Origin of the sequence: Brevundimonas sp., assembly GCF_035627475.1 — a bacterium.
Classification (GTDB): domain Bacteria; phylum Pseudomonadota; class Alphaproteobacteria; order Caulobacterales; family Caulobacteraceae; genus Brevundimonas.
Genome location: NZ_DASPLR010000023.1, coordinates 88694 through 107504, shown reverse-complemented (window position 1 = coordinate 107504; position 18811 = coordinate 88694). Strand labels below are relative to the sequence as shown.

18 protein-coding genes, 3 tRNA genes and 1 pseudogene are annotated in these 18811 nt (G+C 69.9%); 8 read left to right on the top strand and 14 right to left on the bottom strand.

What is annotated here, in order from left to right:
• The 3 genes from VEA62_RS06465 to VEA62_RS06455 all read right to left on the bottom strand — a co-directional run.
• Window positions 1-141 (bottom strand): GTP-binding protein (locus VEA62_RS06465; protein WP_324819791.1); only part of this gene is annotated, 141 nt, incomplete at its 3' end.
• Between the two features lie 49 nt (window positions 142-190).
• Window positions 191-264 (bottom strand) — tRNA-Gly (locus VEA62_RS06460).
• Window positions 265-355: 91 nt separating this feature from the next.
• Window positions 356-439: transfer RNA gene (locus tag VEA62_RS06455), tRNA-Tyr, on the bottom strand.
• 148 nt (window positions 440-587) lie between these two features.
• Between VEA62_RS06455 and rlmB the strand changes: the two genes are divergently transcribed.
• Entirely contained in the window at window positions 588-1508 is a 921-nt protein-coding gene (gene rlmB, locus VEA62_RS06450; RefSeq protein ID WP_324819785.1) for a 23S rRNA (guanosine(2251)-2'-O)-methyltransferase RlmB, read from the top strand.
• A 9-nt stretch (window positions 1509-1517) separates the two neighbouring features.
• Window positions 1518-2348 (top strand): TerC family protein, encoded by an 831-nt coding sequence (locus VEA62_RS06445; RefSeq protein WP_324819784.1) that lies wholly within the window; start codon window positions 1518-1520, stop codon window positions 2346-2348.
• Here the strand turns inward: VEA62_RS06445 and VEA62_RS06440 are convergent.
• The 3 genes from VEA62_RS06440 to VEA62_RS06430 all read right to left on the bottom strand — a co-directional run bounded on the left by VEA62_RS06440 (window position 2305) and on the right by VEA62_RS06430 (window position 6017).
• Window positions 2305-2853 carry a hypothetical protein gene (locus VEA62_RS06440; RefSeq protein ID WP_324819782.1) on the bottom strand — a complete coding sequence of 183 codons (549 nt, stop codon included), beginning with the start codon at window positions 2851-2853 and terminating at the stop codon, window positions 2305-2307. The two genes, VEA62_RS06445 and VEA62_RS06440, sit on opposite strands and share 44 nt — an antisense overlap.
• Before the next feature lie 2 nt (window positions 2854-2855).
• Entirely contained in the window at window positions 2856-4562 is a 1707-nt protein-coding gene (gene metG, locus VEA62_RS06435; RefSeq protein ID WP_324819780.1) for a methionine--tRNA ligase, read from the bottom strand.
• A 114-nt stretch (window positions 4563-4676) separates the two neighbouring features.
• Window positions 4677-6017 (bottom strand): MATE family efflux transporter, encoded by a 1341-nt coding sequence (locus tag VEA62_RS06430; protein ID WP_324819778.1) that lies wholly within the window; start codon window positions 6015-6017, stop codon window positions 4677-4679.
• A gap of 198 nt (window positions 6018-6215) precedes the next feature.
• On the opposite strand from VEA62_RS06430, the gene VEA62_RS06425 reads away from it, so the two are divergent.
• Both VEA62_RS06425 and VEA62_RS06420 read left to right on the top strand, forming a co-directional pair.
• Window positions 6216-7808, top strand: a complete 1593-nt coding sequence (locus VEA62_RS06425) for a carboxyl transferase domain-containing protein (RefSeq protein ID WP_324819776.1) — start codon at window positions 6216-6218, stop codon at window positions 7806-7808.
• A 68-nt stretch (window positions 7809-7876) separates the two neighbouring features.
• On the top strand, window positions 7877-8287 hold the full coding sequence (locus tag VEA62_RS06420) for an endonuclease domain-containing protein (RefSeq protein WP_324819774.1): 411 nt from the start codon (window positions 7877-7879) through the stop codon (window positions 8285-8287).
• Here the strand turns inward: VEA62_RS06420 and VEA62_RS06415 are convergent.
• Window positions 8284-8649: a DUF2200 domain-containing protein gene (locus VEA62_RS06415; protein WP_324819772.1), complete on the bottom strand. Its 366-nt coding sequence runs from the start codon at window positions 8647-8649 to the stop codon at window positions 8284-8286. The genes VEA62_RS06420 and VEA62_RS06415 overlap by 4 nt on opposite strands.
• 65 nt (window positions 8650-8714) lie before the next feature.
• Between VEA62_RS06415 and VEA62_RS06410 the strand changes: the two genes are divergently transcribed.
• Both VEA62_RS06410 and VEA62_RS06405 read left to right on the top strand, forming a co-directional pair.
• Complete coding sequence (locus VEA62_RS06410; protein ID WP_324819770.1) at window positions 8715-9614, top strand: enoyl-CoA hydratase-related protein; 900 nt, start codon at window positions 8715-8717, stop codon at window positions 9612-9614.
• Window positions 9615-10076: 462 nt separating this feature from the next.
• Window positions 10077-12071, top strand: coding sequence for an acetyl/propionyl/methylcrotonyl-CoA carboxylase subunit alpha (locus VEA62_RS06405; RefSeq protein ID WP_324819768.1), 1995 nt, complete (start codon window positions 10077-10079; stop codon window positions 12069-12071).
• On the opposite strand, the gene VEA62_RS06400 is transcribed toward VEA62_RS06405, so the two are convergent.
• Window positions 12062-12457: a putative quinol monooxygenase gene (locus VEA62_RS06400; RefSeq protein WP_324819766.1), complete on the bottom strand. Its 396-nt coding sequence runs from the start codon at window positions 12455-12457 to the stop codon at window positions 12062-12064. The genes VEA62_RS06405 and VEA62_RS06400 overlap by 10 nt on opposite strands.
• A gap of 69 nt (window positions 12458-12526) precedes the next feature.
• On the opposite strand from VEA62_RS06400, the gene VEA62_RS06395 reads away from it, so the two are divergent.
• The gene (locus VEA62_RS06395; protein WP_324819764.1) at window positions 12527-12925 is read left to right on the top strand and encodes a DUF1489 domain-containing protein; all 399 of its coding nucleotides are present in this window, start codon (window positions 12527-12529) and stop codon (window positions 12923-12925) included.
• 142 nt (window positions 12926-13067) lie between these two features.
• Window positions 13068-14918 (top strand): patatin-like phospholipase family protein, encoded by a 1851-nt coding sequence (locus VEA62_RS06390; protein WP_324819762.1) that lies wholly within the window; start codon window positions 13068-13070, stop codon window positions 14916-14918.
• A gap of 235 nt (window positions 14919-15153) precedes the next feature.
• On the opposite strand, the pseudogene VEA62_RS06385 reads toward VEA62_RS06390, so the two are convergent.
• From VEA62_RS06385 to VEA62_RS06360, 6 genes and pseudogenes are all read right to left on the bottom strand, one after another.
• Window positions 15154-15591 (bottom strand): annotated as a pseudogene (locus VEA62_RS06385) (methyltransferase domain-containing protein); the annotation flags it as partial.
• 25 nt (window positions 15592-15616) lie between these two features.
• Window positions 15617-15693, bottom strand: a tRNA-His gene (locus VEA62_RS06380).
• Between the two features lie 91 nt (window positions 15694-15784).
• Window positions 15785-16531: a M48 family metallopeptidase gene (locus tag VEA62_RS06375; protein WP_324819760.1), complete on the bottom strand. Its 747-nt coding sequence runs from the start codon at window positions 16529-16531 to the stop codon at window positions 15785-15787.
• A 117-nt stretch (window positions 16532-16648) separates the two neighbouring features.
• Window positions 16649-17365 carry an energy transducer TonB gene (locus VEA62_RS06370; RefSeq protein WP_324819758.1) on the bottom strand — a complete coding sequence of 239 codons (717 nt, stop codon included), beginning with the start codon at window positions 17363-17365 and terminating at the stop codon, window positions 16649-16651.
• 13 nt (window positions 17366-17378) lie between these two features.
• Entirely contained in the window at window positions 17379-17819 is a 441-nt protein-coding gene (locus tag VEA62_RS06365) for a biopolymer transporter ExbD (RefSeq protein WP_324819756.1), read from the bottom strand.
• A 5-nt stretch (window positions 17820-17824) separates the two neighbouring features.
• Window positions 17825-18730, bottom strand: a complete 906-nt coding sequence (locus tag VEA62_RS06360) for a MotA/TolQ/ExbB proton channel family protein (RefSeq protein WP_324819754.1) — start codon at window positions 18728-18730, stop codon at window positions 17825-17827.
• Window positions 18731-18811: the final 81 nt, after the last annotated feature.

Here is an 18811-nt window from a genome sequence, read left to right as displayed (position 1 = left end):
GTAGTTCATCGCCTTGGCGCCGCCGGCCTTGGCCAGCGTCATCGTGATCGCCGCCGTCAGCGTCGTCTTGCCATGGTCCACGTGACCGATCGTGCCGATGTTGCAGTGCGGCTTGGTGCGTTCGAACTTTTCCTTGGCCATGGCCAAAACTCCTGTGGCCCTGGTGGGGCGGTGGTCAGCGACAGAAAACTGGAGCGGGTAGACGGGATCGAACCGACATCCTCAGCTTGGAAGGCTGCTGCACTACCATTGTGCTATACCCGCGCGGAGAATGCGTCGGCCAGGCCCCGCAGGGCATCCAGTCCTTCGCACCCGGCCTCCTCGAGGTCCGCTCCCGTCGGTCTTCATCAGCGCGTGGTGGGGGAAGCAGGACTCGAACCTGCGAAGCTTACGCAGCGGATTTACAGTCCGCCCCCTTTGCCGCTCGGGACATTCCCCCGCGCGCGATGTGAAGACCGATCCGGAACGCCCGAAAGCGGTCGAAAGACCGTTCTCGAACAAAAGCCTTCGAAGTCCGGCAAACCCTGGTTTAGAGGAGGCGCCTGACCCGGAATGCCCTTGGGCCCCAAATCGGAGGGCGTCTTATAGTGTCGTCGACCAGAGAACGCAACGACCGGAAAACCGGCAAAAAGCAAGGCTTCCGGGGCCGTCCGGAAGGCCCGAAGGGCGGCGGCTGGAGCCCCGCTCCCTCCGCCCGGCCCGCCGGTGATTCCACGCCGCGCGAGCGCAGGCCGAAGGTCGACGCCGACCACTGGCTGTGGGGCCGCCATCCGGTGCTGGCGGCCCTGGCCAATCCGGCCCGCAAGGGCATGGGCCGGCTGCTGGCCACGGCGGACCGCGCCGCCGAGATCGAGCGCGACCGGCTCGCGCCCCAAGGCCACCGCGTCGAGATCGTCGACGGCCCCGCCCTGGCCCGGATGCTGCCGGCCGGGGCGGTGCACCAGGGCCTGGCCTTCAAGGTCCAGCCGCTGGAGGGCGTGGCGCTGGAGGACATCGCCGATCCCGCATCCGGCGTCATCGTCATGCTGGACCAGCTGACCGATCCGCAGAACGTCGGGGCCGTCTTCCGCTCGGCCCTCGCCTTCGGCGCGCGCGGGATCGTGGTGCAGGACCGCCATTCGCCGGCCCTGGCCGGGGCGCTTGCCAAGGCGGCGGCCGGGGCGACCGAGCGGCTGCCGTGCGCGCGGGTGACCAATCTGAGCCGGGCGCTGGAGCGGCTGGCCGATCTCGGCTGGCGGGCGGTCGGCCTCGACGGCGGGGCGGAGCAGACGCTGGACCAGGCCCTGGACGGGCGGCCCACCGTCCTCGTCATGGGCTCGGAGGGCGAGGGCGTGCGCCGGCTGGTGGCCGAACACTGCGACCTCATGGCCCGGATTCCGATGCCGGGCGGCTTCGAAAGCCTGAACGTGTCCAACGCCGCCGCCATCGCCCTCTATGAAGCGGCGCGCGCGCAAGGCGGAACCCGGGCGGCCCCTGACGCCTTGCCGAACCGCCCTTCCCTGCCCTAGAGCCCGCCCATGGAATTCTTCAGCTTCGCCGAACTGTTCACCCCCGAGGCCCTCAGCGCCCTCGGCCAGGTGCTGATGATCGACCTGGTGCTGGCCGGCGACAACGCCGTCGCCGTCGGCCTCGCCGCCGCCGCCCTGGCCCCCGAGCAGCGCAAGAAGGCGATCCTGATCGGCCTCGCCGCCGCCGTGGTGCTGCGCATCGGCTTCGCCCTGGTCACCGTGCAGCTGCTGGCCATCATCGGTCTGCTGCTGGCCGGCGGCGTGCTGCTGCTCTGGGTGTGCTGGAAGATGTGGCGCGAGCTGCGCGAACAGGCCACCCACGACCAGGCCGAGGCCGAGGCCGAGCTGGAGATGGCCCTGTCCGTGCACCACGGCGAAGGCCCCCCGCCCGAAGCGCTCGGCATCCGGCGCAAGAGCTTCGGCGCCGCCCTGCTGCAGATTATGATCGCCGACGTGACCATGTCGCTGGACAATGTGCTGGCCGTCGCCGGCGCGGCCCACGAGCACCCCGTCATCATGGTCTTCGGCCTGATCCTGTCGATCGCCCTGATGGGCGTGGCCGCGACCTTCATCGCCAAGCTGCTGACGAAGCATCGCTGGATCGGCTACGTCGGCCTCGCCATCGTCCTCTATGTCGCCCTGCACATGATCTGGGACGGCGCCCGTTCGGTGATCGTGCGCACCGACCGGATGGAGGAATTCAACGCCGCGGCCCCCGCCTTCCTCGACATCACCGAGGAAGAGAAGGCCAAATTCCTGAAGGGCGTCGAGAGCAAGGACGCGCCGCCGCCCGCGGCTACGCCTCCGGCAGCGTCCCCCGGCGCCGCATCGCCCGCCTGAGCCAGTCGGGCGCCCCGGCCATGTCGGGCTGGGGCGCCGTGGTCGCGGCGGCGCGCGCCTGCATCTCGGCCAGCGGCGGCACGTCATTGGCCAGCCGCTCGGCGTCCGTGGTCGCCGGATCGACGTCCCACAGCCGCCAGCCGACGCCGTCGGGCACGATGTTCGTCCCGTATTTCTGAGGCCGCCCGGCATACATCAGCGACCGGTCGAGCGCCGCCGCCGCCAGCCAGCGCGCGCCGGCCCGGCCCTGCCCGGCCGCCCGTGCGGCCAGCCGGCTGCCGAGCGCGGCCTCTTCCGACAGGTCTCCGTGGTTCAGGATCCAGGCGGCGGCGTAGAGAGCCTCGCCGTCCTCCGGCCAGCCGTCCGCCAGCAGGGCCATCACCGCCTCACGGCGCGCCCGGTCGCGCGCACGCAGGGCGGCATAGGCCGGCTGTCCCGCCGACACCGCGCGGTCTTCGGCCTGGTCCTCGGCCAGCAGCCTGACGAGGGCTGTCGACCGGTCCACGATCAGCCCTCCGCGCCGCCGAAGCGCTCCGACCATTCCGCCACCTGGGCGTCCTCGATCTTGGTGAACAGCACGCCCGCCGCCGCCACGGCCTGACCGCGCGGCAGGACGTCCAGCAGGGCTTCGTCCGCCGTCGGCCACGACAGGTCCGTCGCCCCCACCGCCGCCGCGATCTTCTCCGCCGAGAACGGCATCACCGGCGCGGCCAGACGGGCGAACAGAGCGACCAGGTTCAGGCCGGTGCGCACGCCCACGGCGGCGCGCTGGACGTCGGTCTTGAAGGCGGTCCACGGCGCCGCCTCCTGCAGATATTCATTGCCCAGCACCCAGACCGCCCGCAGGGCCTGGCAGGCCTTGCGGAACTCCATGGCCTCGAAGGCCGCCGTGGCCTCGGCGATGCCGGCTTGGACGTCGGCGGCCAGCTTCGCCTCCAGCGGCCCCGGCTCGCCGCCGTCCGGCACGACGCCGCCGAACTTGCTCTCGGCGAATTTGACGATGCGGTTGACGAAATTGCCCAGCACGTCGGCCAGGTCCTTGTTGGTCGAGGCCTGGAAGTCCTCCCAGGTGAAGGCCGAATCCGAATGCTCCGGCCCGTAGGCCGTCAGCCGCCAGCGCCAGTAGTCGGCCGGCAGCAGCTCCAGCGCCTGGTCCATGAACACGCCGCGCTTCTGGCTGGTGGAGAATTTGCCGCCGTACCAGTTCAGCCAGTTGAAGGCCTTCAGGGTGTCGACGGTCTTCCACGGCTCGCCCGAGCCGAGGATGGTGGCCGGGAAGCTGACGGTGTGGAAGGCGACATTGTCCTTGCCCATGAACTGGACGTAGCGGACGTCGGCGGCCCCCTCGTCGGTGCGCCACCAGTCGCGCCAGGTCCGGCCGGTCGCCTCGGCCCACTCCTCGGTGGCGCCGATGTATTCGATCGGGGCGTCGAACCAGACGTAGAAGACCTTGCCCTCCATGCCCGGGCGCGGCCCGCCGTCGGGCCCGACCACCGGCACGCCCCATTTCAGGTCGCGGGTGATGCCCCGGTCGATCAGCCCTTCGTCGAGGTGTTTCAGCGCGATCGAGCGGGCCAGGGTCTGCCAATCGGTCTTGGTCCCGATCCAGTCGCGGATGCGCTTCTCCAGCTTCGTCTGCAGCAGGTACAGGTGCCGCGTGTCGCGCACCTCGAGGTTCCGCGACCCCGACACCGCCGAATACGGGTCGATCAGGTCGGTCGGGTCCAGCAGCCGCCCGCAGTTGTCGCACTGGTCGCCGCGCGCCCCGACATGGCCGCAGTGCGGACAGGTGCCCTCTACATAGCGGTCGGGCAGGAAGCGGGCGTCATCGACGGAATAGATCATCCGGTCGACCCGCTCCTCGATCAGCCCCCGCTCCTCCAGCACGCGCGCGAAATGCTGCGTCAGGCGCCGGTTGGGTTCGTTCGACGAGCGGCCGAACCAGTCGTAGCTCAGGCCGAAGGCCTCGCCCGCCTTCTTCTGGATCTCGTGCTGCTCGTCGCAATAGGTGCGCACGTCCTGACCGGCCGCGGCGGCGGCCAGTTCGGCCGGCGTCCCGTGCTCGTCGGTGGCGCAGATATAGAGCACCTCGTGGCCCTGGGCCCGCTTGAACCGCGCGTACACGTCCGCCGGCAGCATCGAGCCGGCCAGATTGCCCAGATGCTTGATGCCGTTGATGTACGGCAGGGCCGAGGTGATCAGAATGCGGGACATGGAGGCCTGGGGGGCGAGGGTCGAGGGGCGAGGAGGAACTCTGGTTAGTGGCGAGTACCGGCCGTTTTCGCAACACCCCGGGAGCCGGCGCCGACAGAACCTCGCCCCTCGCCCCTAAACCGGAAGCCGCCGCGCCACCCGCACGAACCGTCCGGTCAGCAGGGCCGACGACACCAGGCTGGCGATGATCACCGCCCAGACCAGGCCGTCCACCCCTATCTCGTGCGCCAGCCACCAGCCCAGCGGCATCATCACCAGGGTGTAGGCCCCGAAATGCATGATCGTCGGCCACCAGACGTCGCCGGCCGCCCGGTTGGCCGAGGCCGAGACCACCTGGATGCCGTCGGCCACGAAGAACAGCGTCGCCAGCACCAGCGCCGGGATCACCACCGCCAGCAGGGCCGGGTCGCGGTTGTAGGCGCTCGCCACCAGCGGCGCGGTCGGCCACAGCATCAGCGCCACCGCCAGCGTCAGGGCGCTGACCACGCCCAGCCCGACCAGGCCGGCGCGCAGCACGCCGCGCCCGTCGCGCGCGCCATAGGCCCGTCCGACCAGCACCGCCGTCGCCGCCGACAGCCCCATGGGGACCATGAAGACGATGGCCGAGACGTTCAGCACTATGGTCCAGGCCGCCGTCTCGATCGCCCCCAGCTGGCCGGCGATGAAGGTCATGGCCGCGAAGGCCCCGACCTCGATGAAATAGCTCGACCCGGCGCCATAGCCGATCTTGCGCTGCTCGCGCTCGGCGGCATGGTCCTTCGCCGGCCGCCGGAACACGCCGATCTCGCGCGCCTCTGGCAGGCGCACGATGTAGACGATCAGGAACACCGCCAGGGAGGTGCGGGCGAAGAATGTCGCCCAGGCCGAGGCCACCGCCCCGTCCAGCCCCATGCCCAACAGGTCGGGCACCAGCAGCAGGTTCAGGGCCAGATTGATGCCATTGGCCACCCACATGGCCCACATGCCGGCGCGCGGCCGGTGCATGGCCTCGAGGAAGAACTGGGCCGCCACGCTGACCAGATACCCCGGCATCGACAGGGCGAAGACCACCAGCACCGGCGAGGCCCCCTCGCCCAGCCCCTCGGCCAGCCCCATGTGCTTCAGCGCCCACGGCCCGATCAGGATCAGGCCGACCATGGCCGCGATCCCCAGTTTCAGCGAATAGGCCACGCCGCGGCGCAGCACCGCCCCGACCTCGAACCGCCGGCCCTCGCCGAGGAAGCGCGCGGTCATCACCTGCACCCCCATCATCAGCCCGACCGCCGTGGTCACCACGATCGCCGTCGGGGCCAGGGCCAGCGAGCTGTAGGCCAGCTCGAGCCCCGAATAGTTGCCGACCACGATCACGTCGGTCAGCCCCATGGTCATGATGCCGATGCGCGCCAGCACCACCGGCCACGCGAGGTGCAGCAGGTCTTTCAGGGTGGCGCGGGTCTGGTGACTGAGGGCGAACATGGGAGGCGCGACAGGCCATGGGGACGAGGCCGGGTCAACACCGGATAATCCAGCGGCGCATAAGCTCTCCTTTTCTTTCGTCATCCTCCGGCGCTCCTCAGGAGCGACCGGGGGACCCAGCGGCGCCGCGAAGACGCGGCTTGCCGGAGGATGACGAAAGCTATGGAGCCAGCGCGGGCGGCGCCCTAAACCAGCCCCATGCCCAAGCTGACGTCCGCGATCGATCCGAACAGCCCCGCCTTCAAGGCCCTCGACGCCCACAACCGCGCCCTGCGCGACGAGCTGCGCGCCCGCGTCGCCGAGGCGGCCCTCGGCGGGCCGGAAAAATCCCGCGAACGCCACGTCGCCCGCGGCAAGCTCCTGCCCCGCGACCGCGTCGAGCGCCTGCTCGACCCCGGCTCGCCCTTCCTCGAGATCGGCCAGCTGGCCGCCTGCGACATGTACCGGGGCGAGGCCCCCGGCGCCGGCATGATCTGCGGGATCGGCCGGGTCTCGGGCCGCGAGGTGATGATCGTCGCCAACGACCCGACGGTGAAGGGCGGCGCCTATTTCCCGATGACGGTGAAGAAGCACCTGCGGGCCCAGGAGATCGCCGAGCAGAACAACCTGCCCTGCGTCTATCTGGTCGATTCTGGCGGGGCCAACCTGCCGCACCAGGCTGAGGTCTTCCCCGACCGCGACCATTTCGGCCGCATCTTCTTCAACCAGGCGCGGATGTCGGCGAAGGGCATCCCCCAGATCGCCTGCGTCATGGGCAGCTGCACCGCCGGCGGCGCCTATGTCCCCGCCATGTCGGACGAGACGGTGATCGTGCGCGAACAGGGCACCATCTTCCTCGCCGGCCCGCCCCTGGTGAAGGCCGCCACGGGCGAGGTCATCTCGGCCGAGGAGCTGGGCGGGGCCGAGACCCACGGCCGCCGCTCCGGCGTGGTCGACTATGTCGCCGAAAACGACGAGCACGCGCTGGAGATCGTCCGCACCATCGTCGACAGCCTGAACACGGTGAAACGCGTCGACCTCGACGTCCGCGAGCCGAAGCCCCCCGCCCTCGACGCCGAGGAGCTGTACGGCCTCATCCCCGACGACGTCCGCGCCCCGTACGACGTGCGCGAGGTCATCGCCCGCCTCGTCGACGGCTCGGAGTTCGACGAGTTCAAGGCGCTGTACGGCACGACCCTGGTCTGCGGCTTCGCCCGCATCTGGGGCTATCCGGTCGCCATCCTCGCCAACAACGGCGTGCTGTTCTCCGAAAGCGCGCTCAAGGGCGCCCACTTCATCGAGCTGGCCTGCAAGCGGAAGATCCCGCTGGTCTTCCTGCAGAACATCTCGGGCTTCATGGTCGGCGGCAAATACGAGGCCGAGGGCATCGCCAGGAACGGCGCCAAGCTGGTCACCGCCGTCGCCTCGGCCGAGGTGCCCAAATTCACCGTCCTGATCGGCGGCAGCTTCGGAGCCGGCAACTACGGCATGTGCGGCCGCGCCTATTCGCCCCGCTTTCTGTTCACCTGGCCCAACAGCCGGATCAGCGTCATGGGCGGCGAACAGGCCGCCGCCGTCCTCGCCACCGTCCACCGCGACACCGAGACCTGGACGCCGGAAGAGGCCGAGGCCTTCAAGGCCCCGATCCGCCAGAAATACGAGGACGAGGGCAATCCGTACCACGCCACCGCCCGCCTCTGGGACGACGGGGTGATCGACCCGGTGCAGACGCGGGATGTGCTGGGCCTGGCGATCAGCGCGTCACTGAACGCGCCAATCCCGGAGACGACCTTCGGCGTGTTCAGGATGTAGTATGCTTCCCTTCTCCCCTCCGGGGGAGAAGGTGCCCCGGAGGGGCGGATGAGGGGGATCGCCTGCTCATGCACCAGACCGGGGACAGGACCCGCCGCGCCCGTCAGCTCCGAACCCGGACCACTGGTGCCGAAGACCATCTCTGGACGCTGGTGCGGGGCCGCCGCTTCGAAGGCCTCAAATTCCGACGGCAGGCGCCCGTCGCCGGAAAGATCGTCGACTTCCTCTGCCCGGAGCTCAAGCTGGTCATCGAACTGGACGGCGGTGTCCACGACCTCAGGAGCGTTGAGGATGCGGAGCGGGACCTGTTGATCTCGGAAGCAGGATTTCTCGTATTGCGGTCTGGGAACGAAGCCTTCCTTCGTAATCCGAACATTCTTTTGGACGCGATCCGCCTTCGGGCTTCGGAGATGCGAAACCGACCCCCTCATCCGAGCGGCTCCGCCGCCCACCTTCTCCCCCGAGGGGAGAAGGACTAGGCGGGCTGCCGCAGCACCTTCTCCATCGCCTTCCCCTTGCTCACCTCGTCCACCAGCTTGTCGAGGTGGCGCAGCTCGCGCATGAACGGATCCTCGATCTCCTCGACCCGGTGGCCGCAGATCGTCCCCGTGATCAGAAAGCGGTTCGGGTTCATCGCCGGCGCCTCGGCGAAAAACGTCTCGAAGTCCGTCCCGGCCGCCAGCAGCGCCTCCAGCTGCGCCTGCGAATAGCCGGTCAGCCAGCGGACTGCCTCGTCCACCTCGGCCCGCCCGCGGCCCTTCTTCTCCGCCTTGGCGACATAGTGGACATGGACGCTGGCCACGCTCGTCCGGCGGATTCGGTCCGTCGCGCTGGTCGCCATCCGTAACACTCCGTATTCCGTTCAGCCCGCCAGGCGTTATACCGCTAATGCCGCAGGAGACCATCATGGCCGAACCCACCCCCGCCGACCTCAACGCCCTCGACGTCACGCCCGGCGAAGCGGCCGAGATCAACGCCATCGCCCATCCGCTGCTGGCCGATCCGGCGCCCGACGCCAACGACGATCTGGTCCAGATCCGCTCGACCACGGACGGGGTCGTCTTCGTCACCATCAACCGGCCGGACAAGCGCAACGCCTTTGACGCCCCGACCATCGCCGCCCTCTACGAGGCCTTCGAAACCCTGCAGGGCGCCGACCACGTCCGCGTCGTCTTCATCCGCGGCGCGGGCGGAACCTTCAGCGCCGGCGCCGATCTCGGCTGGATGCGCGACGCCGCCGACTGGTCCGAGAGCGACAACCGCGACGACGCCATGGGCCTGGCGAAGATGCTCAAGGCCCTGCACGACGTCCCGGCCCTGACCGTGGCCATCGTCGAGGGCGCGGCCATGGGCGGCGGGGCCGGCATCGTCGCCGCCTGCGACATGGCCGTGGCCGTCAGGGGAACCCGCTTCGCCTTCTCCGAGGTCAAGCTGGGCCTGATCCCCGCGACCATCTCCCCCTATGTGATCGAGGCCGTCGGCGCCCGCACCGCCCGGGCCCTGTTCATGACCGCCGACGGCTTCGACGCCGAGGCCGCGAAACAATTCGGCCTCGTCGGCCATGTGCTGGCCTCGGCCGACGAGATCGACGGCTTCGTCGCCGCCTTCTCCGACTCCATGAAGGCCTGCGCCCCCGGCGCCGTCGGCGAGGCCAAGCGGCTGGTCAACGACGTCGCCGGCCGCCGCATCGATCATTCCCTGATGGAAGACACCGCCCGCCGCATCGCCCACGCCCGCGTCTCCGACGAAGGCCAGGAAGGCGTCCGCGCCTACCTCGAGAAGCGCAAGCCGAGGTGGGCGGAGTAGGTAAAAGCGCAACTCGCTCCCTTCTCCCCTTGGGGGAGAAGGTGCCCCGGAGGGGCGGATGAGGGGTGAGCCAACTCCGGACCGGCTGGCATCCGGCTTGCCTTGACCATCCCCCTCATCCGTCTCGCTCCGCGAGCCACCTTCTCCCCCGGAGGGGAGAAGGAAGCCATGACGCTGTGCTGCCCTTTCCGGAATCTATAGTCGGGTTGGGCGAATAATCTCCGGCCTTTCCAGACACATCGCGGATTCTCGACCTCATCTTCTGCGCGCGCTTCCCAGCGGGCGCATAATGCGTCTGTTCGCCGTCTCCACGGGTCTTTGACAATCGCATCCCATCCGCCGCCCAGACGCACCTGACGAAGCAGACCGGACTCTTCGGACTCTTCGGACCCTGTTTTTGAGTCCGGGAACCCCGGCAGGCCCTCCCTTCTCCCGGGCCGGAACTCCGGCTAGACACGACCCATGTTCAAATCCGTCCTGGTCGCCAATCGCGGCGAGATCGCTTGCCGCGTGTTCCGCACCGCCCGCCGCATGGGCCTGCGCACCATCGCCGTCTATTCCGAAGCCGACGCGAAGGCCCTGCACGTCCGCGAAGCCGACGAGGCGGTGCTGATCGGCCCCGCCCCGGCCCGCGAATCCTACCTCGACGCGGCGAAGGTGCTGGCCGCCGCCAAGGCGACCGGCGCCGAGGCCATCCATCCCGGCTACGGTTTCCTGTCCGAGAACGCCGACTTCGCCGAGGCCGTCATGGCCGCCGGCCTCGTCTGGATCGGCCCGCCGCCCGCCGCCATCCGCGCCATGGGCCTCAAGGACGCGGCCAAATCCCTGATGATCGAGGCCGGGGTGCCGGTCACCCCCGGCTATCTCGGCGAGGACCAGTCGCTGGAGCGCCTGCAAAGCGAGGCCGACGCCATCGGCTATCCGGTCCTGATCAAAGCCGTCGCCGGCGGCGGCGGCAAGGGCATGAAGAAGGTCGACCGCGCCGAAGACTTCGCCGACGGCCTCGCCTCGGCGCAGCGCGAAGGCCAGTCCTCCTTCGGCGACCCGCGCGTCCTGATCGAGAAATACATCACCCGCCCGCGCCACATCGAGGTGCAGGTCTTCGGCGATCGCCACGGGACCGTGGTCCACCTGCACGAACGCGACTGCTCCCTGCAGCGCCGCCACCAGAAGGTCATCGAGGAGGCCCCCGCCCCCGGCATGGACGCCGCCACCCGCAAGGCCGTCACCGACGCCGCCGTCCGCGCCGCGAAGGCGGTCAACTACGAGGGCGCCGGCACCATCGAATTCATCGCCGACGCCTCCGACGGCCTCAAGGCCGACCGCATCTGGTTCATGGAGATGAACACCCGGCTCCAGGTCGAGCACCCGGTCACCGAGGCCATCACCGGCGTCGACCTGGTCGAGTGGCAGCTGCGCGTCGCCGCCGGCGAGCCGATCCCCCTGAAGCAGGAAGACATCCCCCTCAACGGCTGGGCCATGGAGGCCCGCCTCTACGCGGAAGACCCCGCCAACGGCTTCCTGCCCAGCATCGGCCGGCTGGAGCATTTCGTCATGCCGGAGGACGCCCGCGTCGACACCGGCGTCGAGCAGGGCGGCGAGGTCAGCCAGTTCTACGACCCGATGATCGCCAAGCTGATCGTCCACGCCGACACCCGCGAGGCCGCCGCCGAGGCCCTCGCCGACGCCTGCGCCTCGGTCGAGGTCTGGCCGGTCAGAACCAACGCCGGCTTCCTCGTTCGCTGTCTGGAGCATCCCCGCTTCGTTGAGGGCGACGTGGACACCGGGTTTATCGGCTCTGAAGAGGCCTCCCTCGCGGTCGCCCGCCCGTCGGCCAAGACCACGGCCGCGGCTTTGGCGACCGTGGGCCTTCGCGCGGACGAGGCCCTGCGCTCCAGCGAGCTATCGCCCTGGACCGACGGCCTCTTCGCCTTCCGCATGAACGGAGAGCCCCAGACGCCGGTTGTCCTCTATCACGGCGGCGAACGGGTCGAAGGAGTTCTGTCCGGCGAGTACACCGGCGGCGCCCCGCGCCACTCAACCTTCGACGTCCACCTCGAGGACCAAGCCTTCCAGGCGAGTGGCGTCCCGGCCTATGTCTTCGTCGATGGCGAGCAGGTCTCGGGGGCTCACACCGGCGACGGCAGGGTCGTTGTCTTTGAAGAGGGCGACGCATTCCAATTTTCGCCCCGGCTGCGCGGCGGCGCAGGCACCGGTCCCGCCTCAGACGGCTCCCTCCGCGCTCCCATGCCCGGCAAGATCGTCGCGGCGCCCGCCAAACCCGGCGACACGGTCGCCAAAGGCCAGCCTGTCATCGTGCTCGAAGCCATGAAGATGGAGCACGCCCTCGTCGCTCCCTTCGACGGCGTGGTCGAGACCATCGGCGCGGCCGTCGGCGATCAGGTGACCGACGGAACCGTGCTGGCCATCGTCCGGTCGGCGGAGGCTCAGGGCTGAAGCAACCCCACCCCGCCCACCGGCACGGTCTCCTGGCCCTCCCCGAACGTCGCGATCAGCGGCCGGCCCTTGCGGATGGCCTCCTGCACCTCCGGCAGCTGCAGCGACCCACGGTGCGCCGCCTGGTCGGTCCACACCTCGGTGACCCAGATCGTGTCCGCCTCGACCGGATCGTGGGCCACCACATAGCTGAGGCAGCCCGGCATCCGCCCCAGCCCCTCCAGAAGGATGGCGGTCAGGGCGTCCCTCTGGCCCTGCACCGCCGTCATCTTGCCGATCAGTCCGTACATCGCCGTCCCTCTCGCCCCTGCCCGCGCCGGCGGCGCGAGTCCGGGACTGGCCAGTCCGGCCATCCCCGCGATCATGCTGCGCCGTCCGATCCGCATGTCCATTTTCTAGACGCCCGCCGCCGCCCTGTCTCCCACCCGGCACGCGAAGAATGCTAGTCCCCGCCCATGTCGCTTCACATGATCAAGCTCTGCGTCGGCGTGGCGAAGGTCGAGACGCTGGAGCGCCGCGCCTCGAAAGGCGAATGGCTGACCGTCCACACGCGGATGACGCCCAGGCGCGCCGCCGAAATCGAAGACGGCGGCTCGCTGTTCTGGGTCATGAAGGGCTCGGTCGTCTGCCGCATGCCCATCCTCGACATCTCGACGAAGGGCGAGGGCAAGGCCTCCATGTGCCATATCCGGCTGTCGCCCGAGGTGATCCGCACCGCCCCCCAGGCCCGCCGCCCCTTCCAGGGCTGGCGCTATCTCGAGCTCAAGGACGCCCCGCCCGACCTGTCCTCCCTCGACGCCGGCGAGGTGCCGGAGGACCTGGCCAAACGGCTGCGGGAGATGGGGGCCTGGTGAGAAAGGCGGCAGGCGGCGGGCGACAGCCGGCAGGGCGCCGGGAGGGCATCTCGCGACCGTTCGAGGGCGGGTTCTTCCTGCGGCCTGCTGCCTGGCGCCTGCTGCCTCGCTTCCCCCCGCCGACTCCCGTTATCCTCTCCTGATGCCCCCCGCCCGCTCCGACCGTCTGGAAGACGCCCTGCACCGCATCTTCGAGGGCGGCAGGAACACGCGCGCCAGCTGGTTCGCCCTGACCGGCGGCGAGACCCTGTTCGCCGAGCACGACGTCGCCGACACCCTCTACCTGCTCCGCTCCGGCCGCCTCGGCGTCTTCCGCCGCGCCGCCGAGCCGGATCGCCCGCCCCGGTTCGTCGGCGTCATCCGGCCCGGCGAGCCCGCCGGCGAGATGGCCATGCTGGCCGGCACCGCCCACACCGCCGATGTCGTCGCCCTGCGCGACTCCGAGATTCTCGCCCTGCCCCGCGACGCCTTCTTCGAGGCCGCCCGCACCGAGCCCGACCTGATGGTCGAGCTGTCCCGGCTGATGATCCAGCGCGCCCGCGACCGCCGCTCGGGGGGCGGCGAACCCAGCGTCTTCGGCTTCATCTCCGCCCGGCCCCGCCCGATCCGCGCCTTCGTCGAACGCATCGCCGCCGCCATCGAGGCCGACGGCTTCACCTGCCAGGTCATCGACCACTCGGCCCTGTCCTCGGCGACCGAATGGTTCAGCCGGGTCGAGGACGCCCACGACTTCGTCCTCTACGTCGCCGAGATGGACGAGCCCGCCTGGGCCGCCCTGTGCGCCCGCCAGGTCGACCGCGTCTTCGTCGTCGGCGCCGGGCTGATGGCCCCGCCGAACCGGCCCCTGCCCCACGCGGGCGTACTGGACGCCCAGCGCCGCACCGACCTGATCCTGCTGCGCGACCCGCGCATGGCCCATCCGGCCAATACCTCCGTCTGGCTGGATGCGGTCTCCCCCGGCCGCTGGTTCCAGGCGGTCGAGGGCGACCAGGCGGACGCCGAGCGCATGGCCCGCGTCGTCACCGGCTCGGCCGTCGGCGTGGTGATGTCGGGCGGCGGCGCCCGGGCCTATTCGCACATCGGCGCCCTCAGGGCCCTGAAGGAGGCGGGCGTGCCGATCGACTTCGTCGGCGGCGCCTCGATGGGGGCGGTGATCGCCGCCGGCCCGGCCCTGAACTGGTCCCAGGAGGAACTGGAGGCCCGCATCCGCAAGGCCTTCGTGCAGAGCGATCCACTGTCGGACATCACCTTCCCGATGCTGGCCATGACCCGCGCCAGGAAGGTCGACCGCCTGCTGGAGGAGGCCTATGGCGACATCGACCTCGCCGACCTGCACCGGCCCTTCTTCGCCGTCTCGACCAATCTGACCAGCGGCAAGCTGGAGGTGCACCGGCGCGGCCTGATGCGGCGCGCCATGCGGGCCTCTATCGCCATCCCGGGCATCCTTCCGCCGGTGGTCATCGACGGCCAGGTCCTGGTCGACGGCGCCGTCCTCAAGAACCTTCCGGCCGAGGTGATGCGCGGCATGAACGCCGGTCCGGTGATCGGCGTCGACATGTCGGAAACGCGCGGCGTCGACCCGCGGATGGTCGAGCACCCGCCGTCGATCTGGCGCCTCATCGCCACCGGGGCCTGGCGCCGGGGGCCGCCCATCGTCTCGATCCTGATGCGCTCGGCGACCCTGACCACCGACGCCGACCTGGAGAGCTCGCGCGCCGCCACCGACCTGCTGGTCCAGCCGACGCCGGACGGCCTGGATATCCGCGACTGGAAGGGGTTCGAACCCGGGGTCGAGGCGGGCTACAGCGCCATGCGGGAGGCGCTCGCCGGCCTCGACCGGCCCGTCACCCGGCTGCGTCGCCGCAGCCCGCTCAGCGCCTCCGCGCCACCAGAAACAGACGCGGGAACGGCATCAGGGTCACCCCGTCCGGCCGCCGCGGAAAGGCCGCGGAAAGCCGCGCGCCGAGCGCGTCGAGATACGCCTGCCGCATGACCGCGTCGGTCAGTGCGGCCAGGTAGGGGCGCAGGGCCGTGCCCTTGATCCATTCCAGCACCGCGTCCGGCCCCTCCAGCGCCTGCAGATAGGTGGTGGACCAGACGTCGACGGTCTCGCAGCGCTCGGCCAGCACGGAATAATACGCCTCGGGGTCCAGCAGGGGCGCGACGGTCGCGACCCCCGCCAGCGCCTCCGCCCACGGCCCCTCGCCGGCCACGTCGCGCATCAGCGAATGGTGCCGCGTCTCATAGGCCATCGGCATCTGCACCGCGACGACGCCGCCCGGCCCCAGGTGCCCGGTCAGCCGTCGCAGCAGGGCCTCGTGGTCCGGCAGCCAGTGCAGCGAGGCGTTGGCCCAGATCAGGTCGACGGGCCGCTCCGGCGTCCAGCCGGCGATGTCGTCCGGTCGCCAGTCGATCTCCGCGTCCCGACCACGCGCCTGCTCCAGCATCGCCGCGCTCGAATCCAGCCCGTGCACCGTCGCATCCGGCCAGCGCCGCTTCAGCCAGGCCGCGTGCTGGCCCGCGCCGCAGCCCAGATCCCAGATCTCCGCCGGCGACAGGTCATCCGGCAGACGCGCCAGCAGATCCAGGGCGGCGCGGTCGCGCTGCCCTTCGAAGCGGAGATATTGCTCGGGATCCCAGGCGGGCGGCGTACCGGTCAAGGCCATGACGCGCTCCGCTCCCGGGAAAGGATGGTACCGCCTCTCAGGCTTGAACTGAGGACCTCCGGTTCCACAAACCGGCGCTCTAACCAACTGAGCTAAGGCGGCGCAGGGCCCGCGAAGGGGCGACGCGAGGGCGGTGTCTAGCCGTGTCTCGTCCGCCGATCAAGCGCCTGCTGCGCAATCTCCGTCGCGCCGGCTACGCCCACCCCTGGCTCGCGATATACTCCTGCAGCGCCGCGATCCGGCTGGCGTCGGAGGGGTGGGTCGAGGCGAACTCGGGCGTCGATCCCTGCCGCTGCTCGGCCATCAGGCGCCACAGGGCGATGGCCTCGGTCGGGCGGTAGCCGGCGCGCTGCAGATAGTCGACGCCCAGACGGTCGGCCTCCAGCTCATGCCGGCGCGAGAACGGCAGCAGCACGCCCAGCTGGGCGCCGAGCCCGCCGATCGCACCGGCCGCCTGGGCGTAGTCGCCGGCGGCGCTCTGAACGCCGCTCAGCACCAGGCTGGTGGCGGCGCTGGAGGAATAGCGCTCGGCCGCATGACGCGCGACCACATGGCCGACCTCGTGGCCCAGCACGGCGGCCAGCTGGTCGTCGTTACGGACCAGGTTCAGCAACCCCGTGGTCACCCCGATCTTGCCCGAAGGCAGCACGAAGGCGTTGGGGCTCTGGCTGACGAACACGGCGTAGTCCCAGCTCCGGTCGGTCAGGCCGGCGGCCTGGACGATGCGGCCGCCGACGCGACGGACGCGGGCGTTGGCGGCGGCGTCGCTGGAGGTGGGCTGGCTCCGCAGCGCCTCGGCCCATGCCGCCTCGGACTGCTGCGTCAGGGCGCTGTCGTCGACGATCAGGAACTGGTTGCGGCCGAGGGTCTCGTTGTAGGCGCAGCTCGTCGCCGACACCGCGGCAACGGCGGAAAGGGCGAGAATCAGGGGGCGTTTCATGACGGGCTCCATTCAGGCTCGCGGCACAACGCCTGAGGTCGTGCGATGCTCCGCCCTCAAACGAAAACGCCCCGGCCGCTGGGGCCGGGGCGCTCGTCGTTCTTGGGCTTCGTTCGGCTAGTCGCCGAGCTGGAACCGGATCGTGAAGCGGGCTCGCCCGCCTTCGGCAACACCGTCCCGGGTCTGGGGCGAGAAGCGCGCGCGGGACATCGAGCGCACCGCGGCCTGACCGAACCCGGCGCCCGACGGGCTTTCCGAGACGATCGAGCAGTTGGTGGCCGCGCCGCTGGGCGAAACCGTGCAGACCAGTTCCACCGTACCCGACTCGATGCCGCGGGACTGGGCCCGTTCCGGGTACTCCGGCTGGGGCTGGCGCGCCCAGGTCACGTTCCGAATCTCCGCCGGCTTCGGCGGGGGCGGCGGCAGCGGGACCGTCACCGGCCCGTCAATGCGGCCCGGCGGGATCGTCGAGGCGATCCGGTCTTCCTTCGGCGTCGGCGGCACCGGAAGCGGCGGCACCGGGATGTTCACCGGAAGAGGCGCGGGCACCCGGACCTGCAGCTTCGGCGGCGGCGCCGTTTCGGGCGGCGGCGGCGGCGGAGGCGGAGGCGGAGGGGGCGGCGGGATCGGTTCGATCAGCTCCACGTCGACCGCGTCGTCCGAATAGTTCACCTCGCGCAGCTTGAACTGGGCGTTGATGAAATAGAAGGCCAACAGACCGAAGAACAGACACACCACCACGATGCTGGCGATGAACACGTGCGGAGGGACGCCGAAAATGCCCTTCTGCTTCGGCGGATCGTAGAGGCTGCGATGATATTCGACTTCAGTCATGTTCTCACCGCTCCTACTTCGTCTGCTCTTCGCCGACCAGGGCGACGCTGTAGAAGCCACTGTCCTGGAGCGAGTTCATGACCTGCATGAAGTCGCCGTACCGGGTTGTCTGATCCGAACGGATGAAGATCCGCTCATCCGACGGCGTCTTGTTGCCGATCAGGCCGAGCAGTTCGCCACCGACGGCGTCGGGGCCGCCCGGTATCTCATTGTCGCCGATGTAGACCCTGGAATCAGCCTGGATCGACACGAAGAACGGCTTGGGCGGGTTCTCTTTCGGTTCGGCTACCGCGACCGGAAGTTTCACCTCCACCGACACGGTGGCGAGCGGGGCCGCCACCATGAAGATGATGAGCAGGACAAGCATGATGTCCACGAACGGCGTGACGTTGATCTCGCTGTTCTGCTCGATGGCGTACTTGCCGCCGCCGCCACCGGAGAGTTTGGCGGCCATCCGACTTACGCCCCCTTGTCGAGGTTACGCGACACGGCGTTCATCAGCTCGGCGTTGAAGCCGTCCGAACGGGTGCCGTACGCCGCGATACGGGTGTTGAAGTAGTTGTAGAAGATAACCGCCGGGATGGCCGCGAACAGGCCGATGCCGGTGGCCAGCAGCGCTTCCGAGATACCGGGGGCGACCGAGGCCAGGTTGGTCGTGTTGGTGTTGGCGATGCCGATGAACGAGTTCATGACGCCGTAAACGGTGCCGAACAGACCGATGAACGGCGCGGTCGAACCGACGGAGGCCATGAACTGCTGGCCGCCCGACAGGCGCTTGGCCAGACCGGATTGCACGGCGGACACGGCGGCCTGGGCGCGGTTCAGGGCCGAGTCGCGGTGATCGCCGGTGACCGAGAGACCGGCCTGACGCGACAGTTCGACTTCGTCGGTCGCCGCGGCGGCCATGTCGGCCAGCGGATTGCCTTCGAACTCTTCCGACGTAGCCACGCGGCGCATGTCGGCGATCGTGCGGGTCTGGCGGAAGGCTTCCAGGAAGCGGTCAGTGCTGCGGTTCAGCGCACCGAACTCAAACAGTTTGATGAGCAGGATCACCCAGGTGAACACCGAGGCGAGCAGCAGGCCGATCATCACGACCTTAACGACGATGTCCGCGTCCATGAACATGCGCGCGGGGGTCAGTTTGCCGTGGCTTTCGGCGGCGGGCTCTTCCGTCGCAGCAGCGTCGGCGGCCGGAGCCGCTTCAGCGGTGGTCGCAGCCGGAGCCGCGGGGGTCGCGGCGGGAGCCGTGGCCGCAGCATCGGCGGCCGGGGCGGGAGCATCCTGCGCGAGGACCGGCGTACCGGCCATCAGCACGGCGGCGCCGGCCATGGCCAGGAGGATGTTGGTCTTCTTGATATCGAGCATAGTTCGCCAGTTCCTGCTTTATTTTGGTCTGACTCGTGGAACCCTGAGGAACGGCCGCAGACGACGCCCGCCCCTCCATGA

Coding starts and splice junctions, on each gene's coding strand:
- VEA62_RS06445 (WP_324819784.1), top strand. CDS start 1,518: ATGGAATTCTTCAGCTTCGCCGAACTGTTCACCCCCGAGGCCCTCAGC.
- VEA62_RS06410 (WP_324819770.1), top strand. CDS start 8,715: ATGGCCGAACCCACCCCCGCCGACCTCAACGCCCTCGACGTCACGCCC.
- VEA62_RS06360 (WP_324819754.1), bottom strand. CDS start 18,730: ATGCTCGATATCAAGAAGACCAACATCCTCCTGGCCATGGCCGGCGCC.
- VEA62_RS06405 (WP_324819768.1), top strand. CDS start 10,077: ATGTTCAAATCCGTCCTGGTCGCCAATCGCGGCGAGATCGCTTGCCGC.
- VEA62_RS06390 (WP_324819762.1), top strand. CDS start 13,068: ATGCCCCCCGCCCGCTCCGACCGTCTGGAAGACGCCCTGCACCGCATC.
- VEA62_RS06415 (WP_324819772.1), bottom strand. CDS start 8,649: ATGGCGACCAGCGCGACGGACCGAATCCGCCGGACGAGCGTGGCCAGC.
- VEA62_RS06425 (WP_324819776.1), top strand. CDS start 6,216: ATGCCCAAGCTGACGTCCGCGATCGATCCGAACAGCCCCGCCTTCAAG.
- VEA62_RS06430 (WP_324819778.1), bottom strand. CDS start 6,017: ATGTTCGCCCTCAGTCACCAGACCCGCGCCACCCTGAAAGACCTGCTG.
- VEA62_RS06400 (WP_324819766.1), bottom strand. CDS start 12,457: ATGCGGATCGGACGGCGCAGCATGATCGCGGGGATGGCCGGACTGGCC.
- VEA62_RS06375 (WP_324819760.1), bottom strand. CDS start 16,531: ATGAAACGCCCCCTGATTCTCGCCCTTTCCGCCGTTGCCGCGGTGTCG.
- VEA62_RS06420 (WP_324819774.1), top strand. CDS start 7,877: ATGCACCAGACCGGGGACAGGACCCGCCGCGCCCGTCAGCTCCGAACC.
- VEA62_RS06370 (WP_324819758.1), bottom strand. CDS start 17,365: ATGACTGAAGTCGAATATCATCGCAGCCTCTACGATCCGCCGAAGCAG.
- metG (WP_324819780.1), bottom strand. CDS start 4,562: ATGTCCCGCATTCTGATCACCTCGGCCCTGCCGTACATCAACGGCATC.
- VEA62_RS06365 (WP_324819756.1), bottom strand. CDS start 17,819: ATGGCCGCCAAACTCTCCGGTGGCGGCGGCGGCAAGTACGCCATCGAG.
- VEA62_RS06395 (WP_324819764.1), top strand. CDS start 12,527: ATGTCGCTTCACATGATCAAGCTCTGCGTCGGCGTGGCGAAGGTCGAG.